Source organism: Bacteroides caecigallinarum, assembly GCF_021530995.1.
Lineage (GTDB): Bacteria > Bacteroidota > Bacteroidia > Bacteroidales > Bacteroidaceae > Phocaeicola > Phocaeicola faecigallinarum.
In genome coordinates this window covers 1-15552 of sequence record NZ_JADYTF010000016.1, presented here as the reverse complement: position 1 = coordinate 15552, position 15552 = coordinate 1, and the positions used below count along the sequence as shown (strand labels likewise).

Sequence of the window (15552 nt, the reverse complement as noted above, 5' to 3'; positions counted from 1 at the left end):
GAAATGGACAAACTGAATTACATTGTCCTTAGGTTTGCTGTAACCGTAATGTGCTTGTGTCCAATAATAACATCTCTGGCACAAGAGTACGGAACAGACAGCATCACCGGCAGGATACACCAAATTCCGGACGTTACCATCAGTGCGAGAAAGACTCCGCCTGCCGTAATGGCAACGTCACCGCTTCAGATACTGAAAAAATCAGAACTGGAGCGTATGGGAGTGTATGATGTAGCCGAAGCCGTAAGACACTTCTCGGGAGTTAATGTAAAAGACTACGGAGGTATAGGAGGACTGAAAACTGTTTCCATAAGAAGTATGGGAGCACAGCATACAGGAGTTATTTACGATGGAGTAAGCATAAGCGACTGCCAGTCGGGGCAGGTAGATATCTCAAGATACTCTCTGAGCAATGTTTCCGAACTTTCCCTGACTATAGGTCAGACGGACGATATATACCAGAGCGCCAAGGCATTTGCTTCGGCAGGTATCCTTAGCATAAAGACTATAACGCCCGACATGGAAAAAGGGAAATACAGTATTAACGCTAACCTAAAGACCGGCTCATTCGGTCTGCTTAATCCATCTGTAATGTATAGCCATAAAATAAGCGATAAGACAGGTATTTCTTTTTACGGAGATTATCTGCAGGCCGACGGTAACTACAGATTCAAATTATGGAACGGGAACCAGCTGATTGACGCAAAAAGAAACAACAGCGACATACGTTCTTACAGAGCCGAAGCTAATCTGTACTCAGCCATTACTGACAGACAGGACTTACAGGTAAAAGCATATCTTTTCGATTCGGAAAGAGGACTGCCTGGAAGTGTGGTTTACGACAATCCTTACTCCGCCGAAAGACTGTATGACAAAAACTACTTCGGACAGGTGCGTTACGAGAACAGATGGAACAGACAATTGAAAATGCAGATACAGGGAAAGTTCAACTACAGTTGGAACAGAGACTATAACGACAAGTCTTCCGGAATAACCGACGACCGGTACAGACAGACAGAAACCTATCTGTCGGCCACTGTAATGGGCAGTCCGGTAAAGAATCTTTCTTTCTCATTTGCACAGGATTTTGCATATAATTATCTGCACACCAACCTGAGAGACTGCCAGTTTCCCGAAAGATTTACTGTACTCAGTGCTTTAGCTGCCAGATATGAACGGACTAATTTCTCTGCTTCGGCATCACTGCTCAACACATACATAACAGAGAATGTAAAGATAGGAAAAGCTGCAGACGACAGAAAGCGTCTGTCTCCTGCCGTCAGTGTATCGTGGAAACCTTTGCGCCTGCACGGACTGAGGCTTAGAGCCTCTTATAAGGATATATTCAGAACCCCTACATTCAACGACCTGTATTATCTCCTTATAGGGAATACCAATCTGCGTCCAGAAACAACACGCCAGGGAAACTTCGGAGTGACATACAGTAAATCGGACTCTCACAAGCGGCTCAGATTCCTTAGTCTTTCAGCTGATGTATATTATAATAAAGTGGACGACAAGATTGTTGCTGTTCCAACCATGTTTGTGTGGAAAATGATGAATGTAGGTAAAGTCGAGACCATAGGAACAGACATAAACATATCGTCGGAATACAGTCTGACTGACAAAATAAACCTTTATCTCACAGCTAACTATAACTTTATCCAGGCAGAGGATATAACCGACCCTGAATCAAAGACATGGAGAAACCAGATAGTATATACCCCAAAACATTCAGGAGGAGGAAGTCTCACAATAGAGAACCCATGGGTAAATATTACATATAATGTAACTTTTGCTTCTGAGAGGTATACCCTGGCACAAAACCTCCCTTCGTACCGTATCGAGCCATATTCCGATCATAGCTTATCGGCATACAGAATTTTTTCCTGGAAAAAGCACAAATTCAAGATACAGCTGGACGCACTGAACCTGAGTGGAAAAAACTATGAGGTCATAAGATTTTATCCGATGCCGGGAAGAAACTATAAAGTATCACTGAGTTATATTCTCTAACAGATAGAACTACATGAATATGAATATTGATATGAATATGGATATGGATATAAACATTTAAGGCTACACAAACATATTAATCATTAAATAATAACAAATAAAAACAGAACATTATGAAATTGAAATTCATTTATCTTACAGCTGCCATGCCTCTTATTGCAGCAATGACATCATGTAACAACGATGAGCCGAAAATTGATGATGAAACAGAAAAGCCTGTCATCACAACAGGAGCATATATCATTAACACAGGCAACTGGGGTGCCAATGACGGTTCAATTCAGTGGTACGATATAAATAAAGGTACAGCATCATCTGATATTTATGCTGCAAGTAACGGCAAAGGAATAGGCGACCTTCAGGACTTGTGTGTCTACGGTTCGAAACTGTATGCAGTAAGCTCTACTTCCTCAAAGATAGAGATACTGGACAAGGAAGGAAAAATAATAAAAAGCATGCCACTGACAACGTCCGACAATAAACCGCTGCAACCAAGATATGCCACAGCAGGCGACGGATATGTATTCTTTACTGCATACGACGGTACTGTTTCCAAACTTGATACTCTGTCGCAGGAAATAGTTTCTTCTGTAAATGTAGGTGATCACCCGGAAGGATTGTCATACACTAAAGGAAAGGTATTTGTAAATATCTCCGGATATGGTATGGGAAATACGGTTGCTGTAGTAGATGCAAAGACCATGACCAAAGTCAAGGACATTACAGTATTGCTTAATCCTTACACACAAAGCATTGTGGGCAGTGACGGATTTGTGTATATTGTATCAAATGGTAACTATGCCGGTTCAGACGGACTTGAGGAAGAGGACTATATCTACGGAACTCTGCAGCGCATAAATCCCGACACATATCAGGTAGAGGAACTCTGCAATGCTTCATACATAGCCAACAAAGGCGACAAGATGTATATTCTATACTCTGAATACTATCTGCCGGATAGAGCAAAATGCTTTGTTTACGATATCAAGACCGGAAAAGAAACTGATTTCGTAAATTTCAGCGACATACCAAACCCGGGCGGTATAGCTGTTGACCCTGAAACAGAAGATGTATACATAATCAACCAGCCATACGGAGCATTGAACGACGTATATGTATACGACAAGGACGGCAACAAGAAATCTCAGTTTGAAGCCGGCCAATACACCACAGGAATACGTTTCGTAACAGAATAACAGCAAAAAGAACAAATACCTGTAACATTATTATAATGAAGAAATCATTTTTACTATCTGCCAATATAGTAACATTAGTCCTGCTTCTCTCTGCATGCAGCGGAGGGAGCAGGACTTCCTCGCATTCTGAAACACTGGTGGATACTGTGAAATTCAGTTATGCCGAAAACATCAGGATTCTGAAATTCAAGGATTATACCAAAGTGGAACTGCGCAATCCGTGGGATACACTGAAAACGCTGCATACCTACATACTGACAGACAGAGACAATACCAACACCGGCAATATGCCTGAGGGAACTGTAGTTCGTACCCCTCTGACGAGTGCCATTGTCTACTCATCGGTCCACAACTCTCTCCTGGCCGAAACAGGAGCCATAAGTTCCATAGCCGGAGTGTGCGACATTCAGTATATCAAGCACCCACAAATAAAGGCTATGTACGAAAAAGGTTCTATAGCCGACTGCGGATCCTCCATGAGTCCCGATATAGAAAAGATTATCGACCTCAATGCCGATGCAGTCCTGCTCTCGCCTTTTGAGAACAGTGGCGGGTACGGAAGAATAGAAAGCATAGGAATCCCCATCATAGAATGTGCAGATTATATGGAGACATCTCCCCTGGGTAGAGCCGAATGGATGAAGTTCTACGGACTCCTGACAGGAAAAGAGGAGGAAGCAGACTCTCTCTTCAGAAAGATAGAACAGGAATATCTCACACTGAAACAGATGACAAAAGATGTTCCCCACCGCCCTACTGTGATTACCGAGCTTAAATACTCGTCGGCATGGTATGTTCCCGGAGGAAGAAGCACCATGGCCAGAATGATAGACGATGCCGGAGCCGACTACATCTTCAGCTACACAAAGGAAAGCGGCTCAGTGCCCATGTCGTTCGAGACAGTCCTGGACAAAGGTCAGAAAGCGGACTTCTGGCTCATCAAGTACAATCAGAAACAGGACAAGACATACTCCGAACTGAAAAACGACTACTCTCCATACACCAATTTTGACGCATGGAAAAATAAGCGTATCTTTGGGTGCAATACCTCGTACGTGAACTTTTACGAAGAGACGCCTTTTCATCCGGAGGCTCTGCTCAGAGACCTGATTATAATCTTCCATCCGGAGATTATGAAAAATGAAAAGACACGATACTTCACGGGGTTGAAGTGACAGCAGATGATTTTTATTTTCTGATGTTGATATTTATTTTTTTGTATTGATATCGATTGTCTATTTATTAAAGAATAAAATTTTGAGAAACAGGAATACTTTATACATCACACTGCTTGCCATTCTGACTGTAGTACTTGCAGCTATAAGCCTGTATTACGGCTCGGTCAGCATTCCGGCATCCGCTGTTACCGACATACTTTCAGGCGGAGAGGCAGAAAAAGCCAGCTGGGCGTACATCGTGCTGCAGTCGCGCGTACCACAGACCATTACTGCCATACTGACCGGAGCCGCGCTGGCCGTATCCGGACTGATGCTGCAGACCGTGTTCAACAATCCTCTGGCGGACTCCTCCATACTGGGAATCAGTTCCGGCTCAAGTCTCGGAGCCGCACTGGTGATACTCGGTATGGGAGGCAGCATAACTGTATCGACAGTCAGTCTTGGAGGATTTCTGTCTGTCATAGCCGGCGCCATGACGGGCGCGTTCGCCATAATGGCATTCATTCTGTTTCTGTCCACACTGATAAAAAACAATGTTATGCTCCTTATAGCCGGAATAATGACAGGATACGTCACTTCATCGGCCATATCTCTTCTGAACTTCTTCTCCACAGCCGAAGGAGTACACTCCTACGTCACATGGGGAATGGGAAACTTCGGAGGCGTATCTCTCACACAGCTTCCTGCCTTCGCCTCAATGATTATCATCGGACTGGCAATATCAGTAATGCTCATAAAGCCGATGAACGCTCTTCTGCTGGGAACGAGATATGCGGAAAACCTTGGCGTAAATATCAGCCGGACAAGAAACATGCTCCTGCTGTCCACCGGAATACTTACAGCCGTAACAACAGCCTTCTGCGGACCGGTTTCGTTTATCGGACTGGCCGTTCCTCATATCGCCCGGCTTCTGCTAGGCACATCAAACCATAACTCACTTCTCCCCGCCACAGCCCTCTGCGGAGCGGCAATGGCTCTGCTATGCTCTATAGTAAGCATACTTCCCGGCGAGAATGGCATCATACCGATAAATGCCGTAACACCGGTACTCGGAGCCCCGGTAATAATATATGTAATTATAAACCAGAAGAAAATTCAATACTTTAACTGATGGAAAACAAAGACGTGATTTCAGCTTCCAATCTGAGTATCGGCTACTATACGAAAGGCAGGAAAACAACCGTACAATCCAATCTCGACTTCAGTCTGAAAGGCGGCAACCTGACATGTCTGCTTGGTCCGAACGGTGCCGGAAAATCGACACTCCTGCGTACCGTCTCCGCATCGCAACGTATATTGGAAGGTAGTCTCAACATTATGGACAAACCGGTAGAAAGATATTCGGAAAAGGAACTGTCGCGCACCATCGGACTTGTACTGACGGAAAGGATTTTTGCCGGAGCATTGACTGTACGGCAGCTTGTTGCCCTGGGACGCCAACCTCACACTGGTTTCTTCGGACGATTGTCAGCATACGATAAAGAAATAATAGAGCATGCATTACATCTTACCGGGATAAGCCATAAAGCCGATACCTATACAGCCAATCTCTCCGATGGAGAACGCCAAAAGGCGATGATAGCCAAAGCCATAGTGCAGGAATGCCCGATTATACTCCTTGACGAACCGACCGCCTTCCTTGACGCGGTAAGCAGAATAGAAATACTCACATTGCTCCACCGCCTGGCACACGAAGAGAACAAAGCCATATTGCTCTCCACCCACGACATAGAACAGGCACTGGTTACAGCCGACTATCTATGGCTGCTTACTCCTGAAAACGGACTGCATTCCGGAGTGACGGAAGACATAATATTATCCGGACTTATGGACAGACTTTTCCCTGAAGCCGAAATAAAATTCGACCTTATGCACGGAGGATACTCTCCTACCGTGAAGGCTGACCGTTCCATCATACTATATACAGACGATCCGATACTTAAGCACTGGACACAGAATGCACTGAACCGCCAAGGATTTCTGTGTCTGGAAAAACAGGCTGCACCGGAAAACAGAAAACTGCCGGAACTGAAAGTCCTGTCATCATCAGAAATGCAATTACATATCGATGAAAAGAACTACAGTTGCGGCAGTTTCGGCGAACTTATATCTATACTAAGTTAAGATATATCAGATACATACACAGATTTCATCCATATTCTTCCTTTTCTTCTCAGGTATTTCTGTATCAGGTGTATAACCTATTGGTATAAGAGCTACAGGTTCCATATTTTCAGGCAAGGACATCATCTGATGACAGAGTGCGGCATCAAAATTGCAAACCCAGCAAGTGCCCAAACCCTGTTCTGCCGCAGCAAGACACAGATGCTCGATAGCTATTGCCAAATCAATATCCGCATGATCCTTATTATCCAAACGGCGATGCCAAGACTCATCATGTTTGGCACATGCCACTACGATACATGGAGCAGTCTGAATCCATTCACGTTTATAGGTTGACTTTATATCATTCAGTTTATCTTTATCCGTAACGATATAGAATTTCCACGGCTGAAAGTTCACTGCGGAAGGTGCCAGACGGACACACTCCATGATATACTCCATTTTTTCATTCTCAATCTGACGTTCTTCGTACGAACGTACAGAATAACGGTTATTTACCAGTTCTAGAAAATTCATAATTTAAAGTTTTATTTTAGTTGTCAGATGTCAGATGATAGTTGATAGTTGTCAGATGTCGGTTTGAGGGGAAATATTTTCCGGGCCGGTTACAGATTGATTATAAACTCCACACCGGCAATATTAGTTTTCCTGGAAATATCGTCCTGTCTGCAATAAAAGGCTGACAATGAATACATATCAGTCAGGTTTATCCTTAATCCCGGCATATAACGGATTCTTTCAGCTTTAAAAAAATCATTATTTTCCAAATCATTGAAAGTCTCGATTGAAAAATACGGAACAAGAATGGTAGAAGGAATATTATAGTCGAACATCAACCTCGAGCGAATTATCATCTCATCATCACCCAAAGCAAATGTCTGTTGAAACCTTTCTCTCCAACGAATTCTGAAATCGCCCTTTATCCAGGCTGCCTCCGAACCCAAATGATATCTGTATGCATTAAAGCTACCCTTCGAAGCACTCCTCCTGCGATGATAGGCAAGAACACCTTTCAGCTCCCAATTAGGTAAAACCTTATATCCCAATCCGGCATTTATAAAAAATCTCTCAAAAGCACCGAAATTATCCCTTGTTCTGACTTGCGCCTTTGACATAATCCTAAGAGACTTATTGAATTTATGATTCACAGTAACTGAAGTCCAGGAACTCCAATCCGCAGCTTCCTGCGCCATTAAAGGAAAATGTTCCAATGCAATAAACCCACAAAATACCAACAATAATATACCCAGCCTATGTGTTCTCATGTTTTCAGATAATTTATTAGACAAAAATACTATAAATAAACGATTTTCCGTAAGTTTGCGGTAACTAAGAACTAAAAAACAAAACAACTAAAAAACATGAAACTTGTAATATTCGATTTAGACGGCACATTACTGGACACCATAGCCGATTTGGCTGCTGCCACCAATCATGCACTTGAGAAATATGGACTTCCAACACATAATGAAGAAGAATATAAGTTTTTCGTAGGAAACGGAATAAACAAACTGTTCGAACGTGCACTGCCGGAAGATAAAAGGAATGATGAATATGTTATGAAAATTCGTTCTGAATTTGTGCCTTATTACGATGCACACAATTCAGACTTAAGCAAACCATATCCCGGAATGAACAGCCTTCTGGCAGATTTGCAAAAAAATAGCATACAAGTGGCGGTAGCCTCAAACAAATATCAGGCTGCAGCCGTAAAACTGGTAAAACAATATTTCCCGGATATAAACTTCTGCGAAATACTCGGACAGCGTGAAGGAGTCCCATCCAAGCCGGACCCAACAATAGTAAATGAGATATCAGAGTATGCAGGTATATGTAAAGATGAAATCGTGTACGTAGGCGATTCATGCGTTGACATGGAGACGGGAAAAAACGCAGGAGTAAAAACTGTAGGAGTAAGCTGGGGATTCCGTCCCAGAACAGAGCTCGAAGCATACAAACCGGATTTCATTGCCGATGATGCAGAGGAATTGGGAAGGTATTTATTGAGGAGAAGTTAAAGAAGGTAGAGGAGGTAAAGAAGGTAGAGGAGGTAAAGAAGGTAGAGGAGGTAAAGAAGGTAGAGGAGGTAAAGAAGGTAGAGGAGGTAAAGAAGGTAGAGGAGGTAAAGAAGGTAGAGCCGATACGCCATCACGGAGTACCGGCTCTTTTTTTAATTAAACAACCAATAAATAGAGAATCGTATATGTTATCGTATAAACAATAACTCACGATACTTAGGTAAAGTCCACATCTGATCGTCAACAATCAGTTCCAACTTATCTATATGGTAACGGATAAGTTCAAGCATTGGAGCTATATTATCATGATAGGCAATAGCTTTGGCACGTTCTTCAGTAATCTTGTTCGCTACTTTTCTTGCCTCAACCATAGCATCTACATGCTCCTTAATATAAGCTGTACGTTCTGATATTTCCTTTATTATAGCTACGTTTCCTGCAGAAAGTTTCTCGGCCTCATCGGCAGGGAACAAACTCTTCATCTTGAATACGTTATCGATGAGTTTAGTCTGATAGCTGATAGCGACAGGCACTATATGGTTCATTACCAAATCACCCAATACTCGGGCTTCAATCTGGATTTTCTTAGTATAAGTTTCCCATTTCACCTCGTTACGTGCTTCAAGTTCCTTGCGTGTCATTACGCCGGTAGCCTCGAACATCGCCACGCTTTCAGGTTTCAGATAGTTGTCGAAGATAACCGGACAGCTTGTCTCGCAGTCCAATCCGCGTTTGAGAGCTTCTTCTTTCCATTCGTCGCTGTAACCGTTGCCGTCGAAACGGATTGGTTTGCTTTCCTTGATATATTTACGCAACACCTGAAGAAGAGCAGAAACCTTAGGTTCACCCTTTTCGATAAGAGCGTCAACTTCATTCTTGAAGATAACAAGCTGTTCTGCCACAGCTGTGTTCAGAGCAATCATAGCACTTGCACAGTTAGCTTCAGAACCAACAGCACGGAACTCGAATCTGTTTCCTGTAAATGCGAACGGCGAAGTACGGTTACGGTCTGTATTGTCGATAAGCAATTCCGGAATCTGAGGGATATCAAGCTTCATGCCCTGTTTTCCACCGAGAGAGACCAAGTCTTCGTTTGCATTTTCTTCGATATGATCGAGCACTTTGCTCAGCTGCGAGCCAAGGAATGAAGAGATGATTGCAGGAGGTGCTTCGTTGGCGCCCAGACGATGAGCGTTTGTTGCGCTCATGATAGAAGCTTTCAGCAATCCGTTGTGTCTGTAAACAGCCATCAGCGTATTTACCACGAATGTCACGAAACGAAGGTTCTCTTCTGTAGTTTTTCCGGGAGCCATTAGCAATACACCTGTATCCGTACCGAGCGACCAGTTGTTATGTTTTCCTGATCCGTTTACACCCTTGAACGGTTTTTCATGCAGAAGGACGCGGAATCCGTGAGCACGTGCCACTTTACGCATAAGCGACATCACCAACATATTATGGTCAACAGCCAGGTTACATTCTTCATAGATAGGAGCAAGCTCAAACTGGTTTGGAGCAACCTCATTATGACGGGTCTTCACAGGAATACCAAGTTCAAGTGCCTGAATCTCCAAATCCTTCATAAAAGCTGCGACTCTGGTAGGAATCGCTCCGAAGTAATGGTCTTCAAGCTGCTGGTTCTTAGAAGCTTCGTGTCCCATCAGTGTACGTCCTGTAAGCAACAGGTCCGGACGAGCTGCATACAAACCTTCGTCAACAAGGAAATATTCCTGTTCCCATCCCAAGAAAGCTGTAACCTTCTTTACGTTAGTGTCAAAATAATGACATACAGCCACAGCTGCTTTGTCTACAGCGCTAAGAGCCTTAAGCAATGGAGCCTTATAGTCAAGCGACTCGCCTGTATATGCTATAAATACTGTAGGAATACACAATGTATCGTCTACAACGAATACCGGTGATGAAGGATCCCATGCGCTATATCCACGAGCTTCGAAAGTGTTACGGATACCACCGTTAGGGAAAGACGAAGCGTCAGGTTCCTGCTGTACAAGAAGTTTTCCAGAGAATTCTTCCATCATTCCCCCTTTGCCATCGTGTTCCACGAAAGCATCATGTTTCTCTGCTGTTCCTTCAGTCAGAGGCTGAAACCAGTGTGTATAGTGTGTAGCGCCAAGTTCGCTTGCCCAACGTTTCATGCCTGCCGCAACTTCATCTGCAGTAGCTCTGTCAAGAGCTGCTCCGTGATCCATTGCATCAACCAGCTTTGCATAAACTGTGCTAGGAAGATACTTGAACATCTTTTCTCTGTTAAACACATATTTTCCGAAATACTCACTCGGACGGCAGCCTGGTACGCTTACCTCCATTGGCTTTGTCTGGAAAGCCTTTTCCACTACATTAAAACGAATCATATTTATTTAGTTGTTAGGTTATTCAATGAATAATTAATAATTAAAAACGAGTTGATGTCTTCATTATTCACTATTAATTATTCATTGTTCATTATCAATTATTAATTGTTAATTATTAATTATCTGTTGTATGCCGATTCACCGTGTTCATAGATATCGAGACCTTCTTCTTCCACACGCTTGTCAACACGCAAGCCAACAGTCGCGTCAGCAATCTTGAACAGGATAAAAGTAACTACCGCACTATATACAATAGAAACTACCGTAGCCAGAATCTGTATCCACAACTGATGCCAGTCTCCATACAAGGCACCCTGCACACCATCCTCTCCGGTAATAAAACGCGTAGCAAACACACCTGTCAGGACAGAACCAATTATACCACCCATTCCATGCACTCCAAAAGCGTCGAGGGCATCATCGTATTTAAACTTAGGCTTTACAGCGGCAACCATGAAAAAGCATACCACGGAAGTAATGACGCCGATACACAATGCGCCAAGCAAATCAACTGTGCCGGCTGCGGGAGTGATAGCCACAAGTCCGGCCACAGCTCCTGTACACGAGCCGATAATGGTAGGCTTCTTATTGCAAAACCAATCTATCACCATCCATGTTATGGCAGCGGCGGCTGTGGCAATATGCGTCACCATAAAAGCGTTCGCCGCCAGTCCGTCGGCCGCCAGCCCACTTCCGGCATTGAATCCGAACCAGCCTAACCACAAGAAAGAAGTTCCCATAAAAACGAAAGTCACGTTGTGTGGCGTAATGGGGTGTCCTACCCTATAATCCATTCGCTTGCCAAGCATGATAGCCATAACCAATGCGGAAATTCCGGCGTTAATATGCACTACCGTACCTCCGGCAAAGTCGATAGCACCCATTTCCTGCAGGAATCCTCCACCCCACACCCAATGGGCCATAGGGAAATAAGCTACAATCACCCACAAAGTAATAAACAATACATATCCGGAAAACTTTATACGCTCGGCAAAAGCACCGAGTATCAATGCCGGCGTAATAATTGCGAACATGCATTGAAACATCGCAAAAAGCAGTTCGGGAATATCGCCTGCTGTAAGGGTGCCTATGCCGATGCCGTGAAGGAAAGCCTTGTCGAAGCCCCCTATTACGCACGCCAGCGGATTGCCTGTTTCGGCAAAACTGGTATCGAACGCCCAACTATAGCCGAACGCCACCCACAAAATACTGACTACACCAACAATAAACAGCGTCTGCATGATGACACTCAACACATTTTTCCGTCGAACCAGACCGCCATAAAATAAAGCGATACCGGGAATACTCATAAACAACACCAATATTGAGGCAACCAACAGCCAAGCCGTATTGCCGGAATTCAAAACCGGCCCGGTTACAACAGTTTCTTCACTCGCACACACATCAGGCACCCAACAAAACATAATCAGAAGCATTACGGCATACCGCAACATACGCATGCCGCCTTTTATATATTTGTCCATAATTTATCTCGTTTATTTAGTTATTATATTTATATATTAAAGAATGACGAACAAGGTTATTTCTCCTGTTCCGCATTATAGAGTGCGATGTCTCCACGTTCTCCGGTACGAATGCGGACAGCATCTTCCACCGGGATAACGAAAATACGCCCGTCGCCTATCTCGCCTGTATGCGCAGCCTTCATCACGGCTTCAACAGTTTTCTCCACATTCTTGTTTCTCACAACAATAGAAATCAGAATACGCTCTATCGAACTAGTATCGTAAACTACTCCACGATATATACGTCCTTCTCGTGTTTTTCCAACACCCCTTACATCATAATAGGAAAACCATTCGATATCGGCTTCCAAAAGCGCTTCTTTTACATCGTCGAATTTTGTCCGGCGAATGATAGCTTCAATCTTTTTCATAATTTCATCTATTTATTGTATTTGTATTTTGTATGTATTGTATTTTGTATATGTGGCCTACATCAGAAACTTATACCTGCTACGAAATATGCTCCCTTGGTAGTCGGATTCCAAATTGCCTGTGCCCAAAGCGGAAGAGAAAAACTGTCTGTTATCTTTATCTCTTTTGATGCCTGAAGACTTATAGCCGAAACTTTAAAACCATCTGAATAACCATTATAGAAACTGTTAGCCCAAGGAGTAGCTCCTATTTCAGCACTCCAATCAATACCACCTAATTTAAAAGGAGCAGAAATTGATATATAAGAAGCATAGACATCTTTACCTTCTTCATTAGTTCCTACTGATCCAGCAAAGTTTGTAAACCAATTTACCGCCAACGGCCCAAAGTCATACCCAACTCCTACTTCAAATGTGTGTGCATTTTTATAGTCCGAATAACATGCAGGAGAATCAGCACTAGTAAACCAATAGTCAGTAACAGAAATACCGAATCCACCATACTCATACCCCAATGTCAAATCGAATTCTTTAGTATCTGTACCTTCAAATCCGACAGAACCCCATGCAGACAATGAGAAACCTTTGTACGAAATTCCCGCTGCAGGCTGGATGCTTGCACCACCTAAATCCTGTCCACGCCAGATGTAACCACTAACCAGGTCAGCACCTACCGATGCTTCCACCTTGTCCTGAGCTTTAACGCCCGATGTTGATGCCAATACAATAACAGCAAAAAGCAACATCATTTTTCTACCTTTAATCATTTTCATATCTCTTTACCTTTTTAAAATGAACTTTTGTTTTATTTAAACCAACATCCATGGATTATTACTATCTATTAGAAAGCCCTAAAGCTATATTTATATCTTTATGTCTTTCTTTACTGCAAAAGTACAGCTTTTTGAAAGAAAAAATTCATTTTACCTATACTTTATGCTTATCAAATTACACAAATAACAAACTTAAAGAAAATAAGATATTTTTAATTACAGTTTTAAATCATATTCCATAATATAGTTACTAATTAACACACCGATAAATTACAATAGAAAAAATTAGGCCATATTTATGTCATACAACATATAAATAAGTCTTCCTTTTGACAACATATAATACTAAAGTTTGTAACTTTGCAATATAATGATTTTAAAAACGTATTTTACTATGATTCACGAAATGCCACAGCTTCCTTACAGCATGGAAGCACTAGCTCCCAAAATGAGCAAAGAAACTTTTGATTACCACTATGGCAAGCATCTGCAAACCTACGTAAACAATCTGAACAAGCTTATAGCTGGTACACAATTTGAGAATATGAGTCTGGAAGATATTATCCGCAACGCTCAAGGTCCTACATTCAACAATGCTGCACAGACATGGAACCACACCTTCTTCTTTATGTCTCTAACACCTGAACAAGGAGAGATTCCATCGACACTATCAGATAAGATAAACTCAGCATTCGGCTCCGTAGAAAAATTCAAAGAAGAATTTACCAAATCCGCATTAGGTGTATTCGGTTCAGGATGGACTTGGCTCGTAAAAGACAAAGATAATAATCTTAAAATAATGAATACAGCCAATGCAGGCAATCCTATTACCGAAGGTTTTACACCACTTATGGTTATAGACGTTTGGGAACACGCATACTATATTGACTACAGAAATAACCGTGCAGCTTTCATTGAAAATTTCTGGTCACTTGTCAACTGGAATAAAGTTGCAGAAGGATTGTAAATAAGCTTTCAACAACTCAGAAAATGCCCTTTCATTCGATCTTAAATGACAGTTCATTTCAAGTCGAATGAAAGGGCATTTTTTTATTTCTCCTCAATCACAGTCTCGGCTATCTTCTTTTTAAGAAACTGGATTTTCAAATTAGCCTCTTTCTGTTCTTTTCTAATCTCCTCCATAGATGCCAATACCTGTGCCAATTTGCTAACCTCAACTATTGCCTTAATATCAGGAGAATACATTACAGTCCTGTAAGTTCTATCCCCTATAAACTCAAGTTTCAATGACTTGGCATCTTTATTTGCGATTATAAATCCAACAACTCCACCGTCTGAACCAACCTTATAATCTGCTTTTTCTATCTTACGTCCCAAGTCCGAAGTTACATACATATCCGGCGATGCAGGTGTTTGAGCAAACGCATCTGCAGAACTAACTTTTACAGACGTATGATTCAGTGTTCCTCCGGCACAATAAATCGATGTAAGGGACATTTCTCCCTTTTCGCTTACGCAAGCCCTGAGAAACGTACGACCTATATTCTTTTCAACTATCTGGGAAGGATAAAAATAGTTTCCTACCTCCTGATACGCAGTATCTTTTTCCAATACAAATCCAACTTTCATCGAATCAAGAACAGATTGCTTAACATTCAACATACTGTCAAGATATGCCAATGAAACATTCTGTTCTTCCAGTTCGACCTGCTGCATTAGCTTTATCGCTTTCTTACGCACATCAAACACTTTCGGATATAAATTTCTAATACTGTCTATCTGCAACTTAGCTTCACTATAATTTGCCGAACGAAATGAAGCTTCTGCTCTGCTCAATAATTCTGAAGCTTTTTTTTCTTCTTGCCCACATGAAACAAGAAATAAAATCATAAACGGTACAATAAATTTTCTGACTTTCATATATACATTATTATATATTATTATGGCAAAAATACATAATATTACATCAAACAAACACATTATTTGATAAAAAAATAATCACATACTTATACTATCT

At 42.1% G+C, this 15552-nt stretch carries 14 protein-coding genes; 7 read left to right on the top strand and 7 right to left on the bottom strand.

Annotated features, from left to right (window positions below):
* Positions 1-3: 3 nt before the first annotated feature.
* The 5 genes from I6E24_RS04065 to I6E24_RS04045 all read left to right on the top strand — a co-directional run bounded on the left by I6E24_RS04065 (position 4) and on the right by I6E24_RS04045 (position 6514).
* A complete protein-coding gene (locus I6E24_RS04065; protein ID WP_235326454.1) occupies positions 4-2016 on the top strand; it encodes a TonB-dependent receptor plug domain-containing protein in 2013 nt (670 codons plus the stop codon).
* A gap of 113 nt (positions 2017-2129) precedes the next feature.
* Entirely contained in the window at positions 2130-3212 is a 1083-nt protein-coding gene (locus I6E24_RS04060) for a YncE family protein (protein ID WP_235326452.1), read from the top strand.
* A 35-nt stretch (positions 3213-3247) separates the two neighbouring features.
* On the top strand, positions 3248-4387 hold the full coding sequence (locus I6E24_RS04055) for an ABC transporter substrate-binding protein (protein ID WP_235326450.1): 1140 nt from the start codon (positions 3248-3250) through the stop codon (positions 4385-4387).
* Between the two features lie 106 nt (positions 4388-4493).
* Positions 4494-5501, top strand: coding sequence for an iron chelate uptake ABC transporter family permease subunit (locus I6E24_RS04050; RefSeq protein ID WP_394800356.1), 1008 nt, complete (start codon positions 4494-4496; stop codon positions 5499-5501).
* The gene (locus tag I6E24_RS04045) at positions 5501-6514 is read left to right on the top strand and encodes an ABC transporter ATP-binding protein (RefSeq protein ID WP_235326446.1); all 1014 of its coding nucleotides are present in this window, start codon (positions 5501-5503) and stop codon (positions 6512-6514) included. Before I6E24_RS04050 ends, I6E24_RS04045 begins: the two co-directional genes overlap by 1 nt.
* Positions 6515-6520: 6 nt before the next feature.
* Here I6E24_RS04045 and I6E24_RS04040 read toward each other — a convergent pair whose 3' ends face one another.
* Positions 6521-7030: a nitroreductase family protein gene (locus I6E24_RS04040; protein WP_235326444.1), complete on the bottom strand. Its 510-nt coding sequence runs from the start codon at positions 7028-7030 to the stop codon at positions 6521-6523.
* A gap of 89 nt (positions 7031-7119) precedes the next feature.
* Entirely contained in the window at positions 7120-7779 is a 660-nt protein-coding gene (locus tag I6E24_RS04035; RefSeq protein WP_235326443.1) for a DUF2490 domain-containing protein, read from the bottom strand.
* A 96-nt stretch (positions 7780-7875) separates the two neighbouring features.
* Here I6E24_RS04035 and I6E24_RS04030 point away from each other — a divergent pair, with 96 nt between their 5' ends.
* Entirely contained in the window at positions 7876-8532 is a 657-nt protein-coding gene (locus I6E24_RS04030) for an HAD family hydrolase (RefSeq protein ID WP_235326441.1), read from the top strand.
* Between the two features lie 188 nt (positions 8533-8720).
* On the opposite strand, the gene I6E24_RS04025 is transcribed toward I6E24_RS04030, so the two are convergent.
* The 4 genes from I6E24_RS04025 to I6E24_RS04010 form a co-directional block, all read right to left on the bottom strand.
* A complete protein-coding gene (locus tag I6E24_RS04025) occupies positions 8721-10904 on the bottom strand; it encodes a glutamine synthetase III family protein (RefSeq protein ID WP_262911882.1) in 2184 nt (727 codons plus the stop codon).
* 119 nt (positions 10905-11023) lie between these two features.
* Positions 11024-12328 (bottom strand): ammonium transporter, encoded by a 1305-nt coding sequence (locus I6E24_RS04020; protein ID WP_235326496.1) that lies wholly within the window; start codon positions 12326-12328, stop codon positions 11024-11026.
* Between the two features lie 116 nt (positions 12329-12444).
* Entirely contained in the window at positions 12445-12801 is a 357-nt protein-coding gene (locus I6E24_RS04015) for a P-II family nitrogen regulator (RefSeq protein ID WP_235326439.1), read from the bottom strand.
* Positions 12802-12863: 62 nt separating this feature from the next.
* The gene (locus tag I6E24_RS04010; RefSeq protein ID WP_235326494.1) at positions 12864-13550 is read right to left on the bottom strand and encodes a hypothetical protein; all 687 of its coding nucleotides are present in this window, start codon (positions 13548-13550) and stop codon (positions 12864-12866) included.
* A gap of 418 nt (positions 13551-13968) precedes the next feature.
* Here I6E24_RS04010 and I6E24_RS04005 point away from each other — a divergent pair, with 418 nt between their 5' ends.
* Complete coding sequence (locus tag I6E24_RS04005; protein ID WP_235326437.1) at positions 13969-14541, top strand: superoxide dismutase; 573 nt, start codon at positions 13969-13971, stop codon at positions 14539-14541.
* An 83-nt stretch (positions 14542-14624) separates the two neighbouring features.
* Here I6E24_RS04005 and I6E24_RS04000 read toward each other — a convergent pair whose 3' ends face one another.
* Positions 14625-15455: a hypothetical protein gene (locus I6E24_RS04000; RefSeq protein WP_394800354.1), complete on the bottom strand. Its 831-nt coding sequence runs from the start codon at positions 15453-15455 to the stop codon at positions 14625-14627.
* Positions 15456-15552 lie beyond the last annotated feature (97 nt).

Coding starts and splice junctions, on each gene's coding strand:
- I6E24_RS04065 (WP_235326454.1), top strand. CDS start 4: ATGGACAAACTGAATTACATTGTCCTTAGGTTTGCTGTAACCGTAATG.
- I6E24_RS04060 (WP_235326452.1), top strand. CDS start 2,130: ATGAAATTGAAATTCATTTATCTTACAGCTGCCATGCCTCTTATTGCA.
- I6E24_RS04055 (WP_235326450.1), top strand. CDS start 3,248: ATGAAGAAATCATTTTTACTATCTGCCAATATAGTAACATTAGTCCTG.
- I6E24_RS04045 (WP_235326446.1), top strand. CDS start 5,501: ATGGAAAACAAAGACGTGATTTCAGCTTCCAATCTGAGTATCGGCTAC.
- I6E24_RS04040 (WP_235326444.1), bottom strand. CDS start 7,030: ATGAATTTTCTAGAACTGGTAAATAACCGTTATTCTGTACGTTCGTAC.
- I6E24_RS04035 (WP_235326443.1), bottom strand. CDS start 7,779: ATGAGAACACATAGGCTGGGTATATTATTGTTGGTATTTTGTGGGTTT.
- I6E24_RS04030 (WP_235326441.1), top strand. CDS start 7,876: ATGAAACTTGTAATATTCGATTTAGACGGCACATTACTGGACACCATA.
- I6E24_RS04025 (WP_262911882.1), bottom strand. CDS start 10,904: ATGATTCGTTTTAATGTAGTGGAAAAGGCTTTCCAGACAAAGCCAATG.
- I6E24_RS04020 (WP_235326496.1), bottom strand. CDS start 12,328: ATGTTTTGTTGGGTGCCTGATGTGTGTGCGAGTGAAGAAACTGTTGTA.
- I6E24_RS04015 (WP_235326439.1), bottom strand. CDS start 12,801: ATGAAAAAGATTGAAGCTATCATTCGCCGGACAAAATTCGACGATGTA.
- I6E24_RS04010 (WP_235326494.1), bottom strand. CDS start 13,550: ATGATGTTGCTTTTTGCTGTTATTGTATTGGCATCAACATCGGGCGTT.
- I6E24_RS04005 (WP_235326437.1), top strand. CDS start 13,969: ATGATTCACGAAATGCCACAGCTTCCTTACAGCATGGAAGCACTAGCT.
- I6E24_RS04000 (WP_394800354.1), bottom strand. CDS start 15,455: ATGAAAGTCAGAAAATTTATTGTACCGTTTATGATTTTATTTCTTGTT.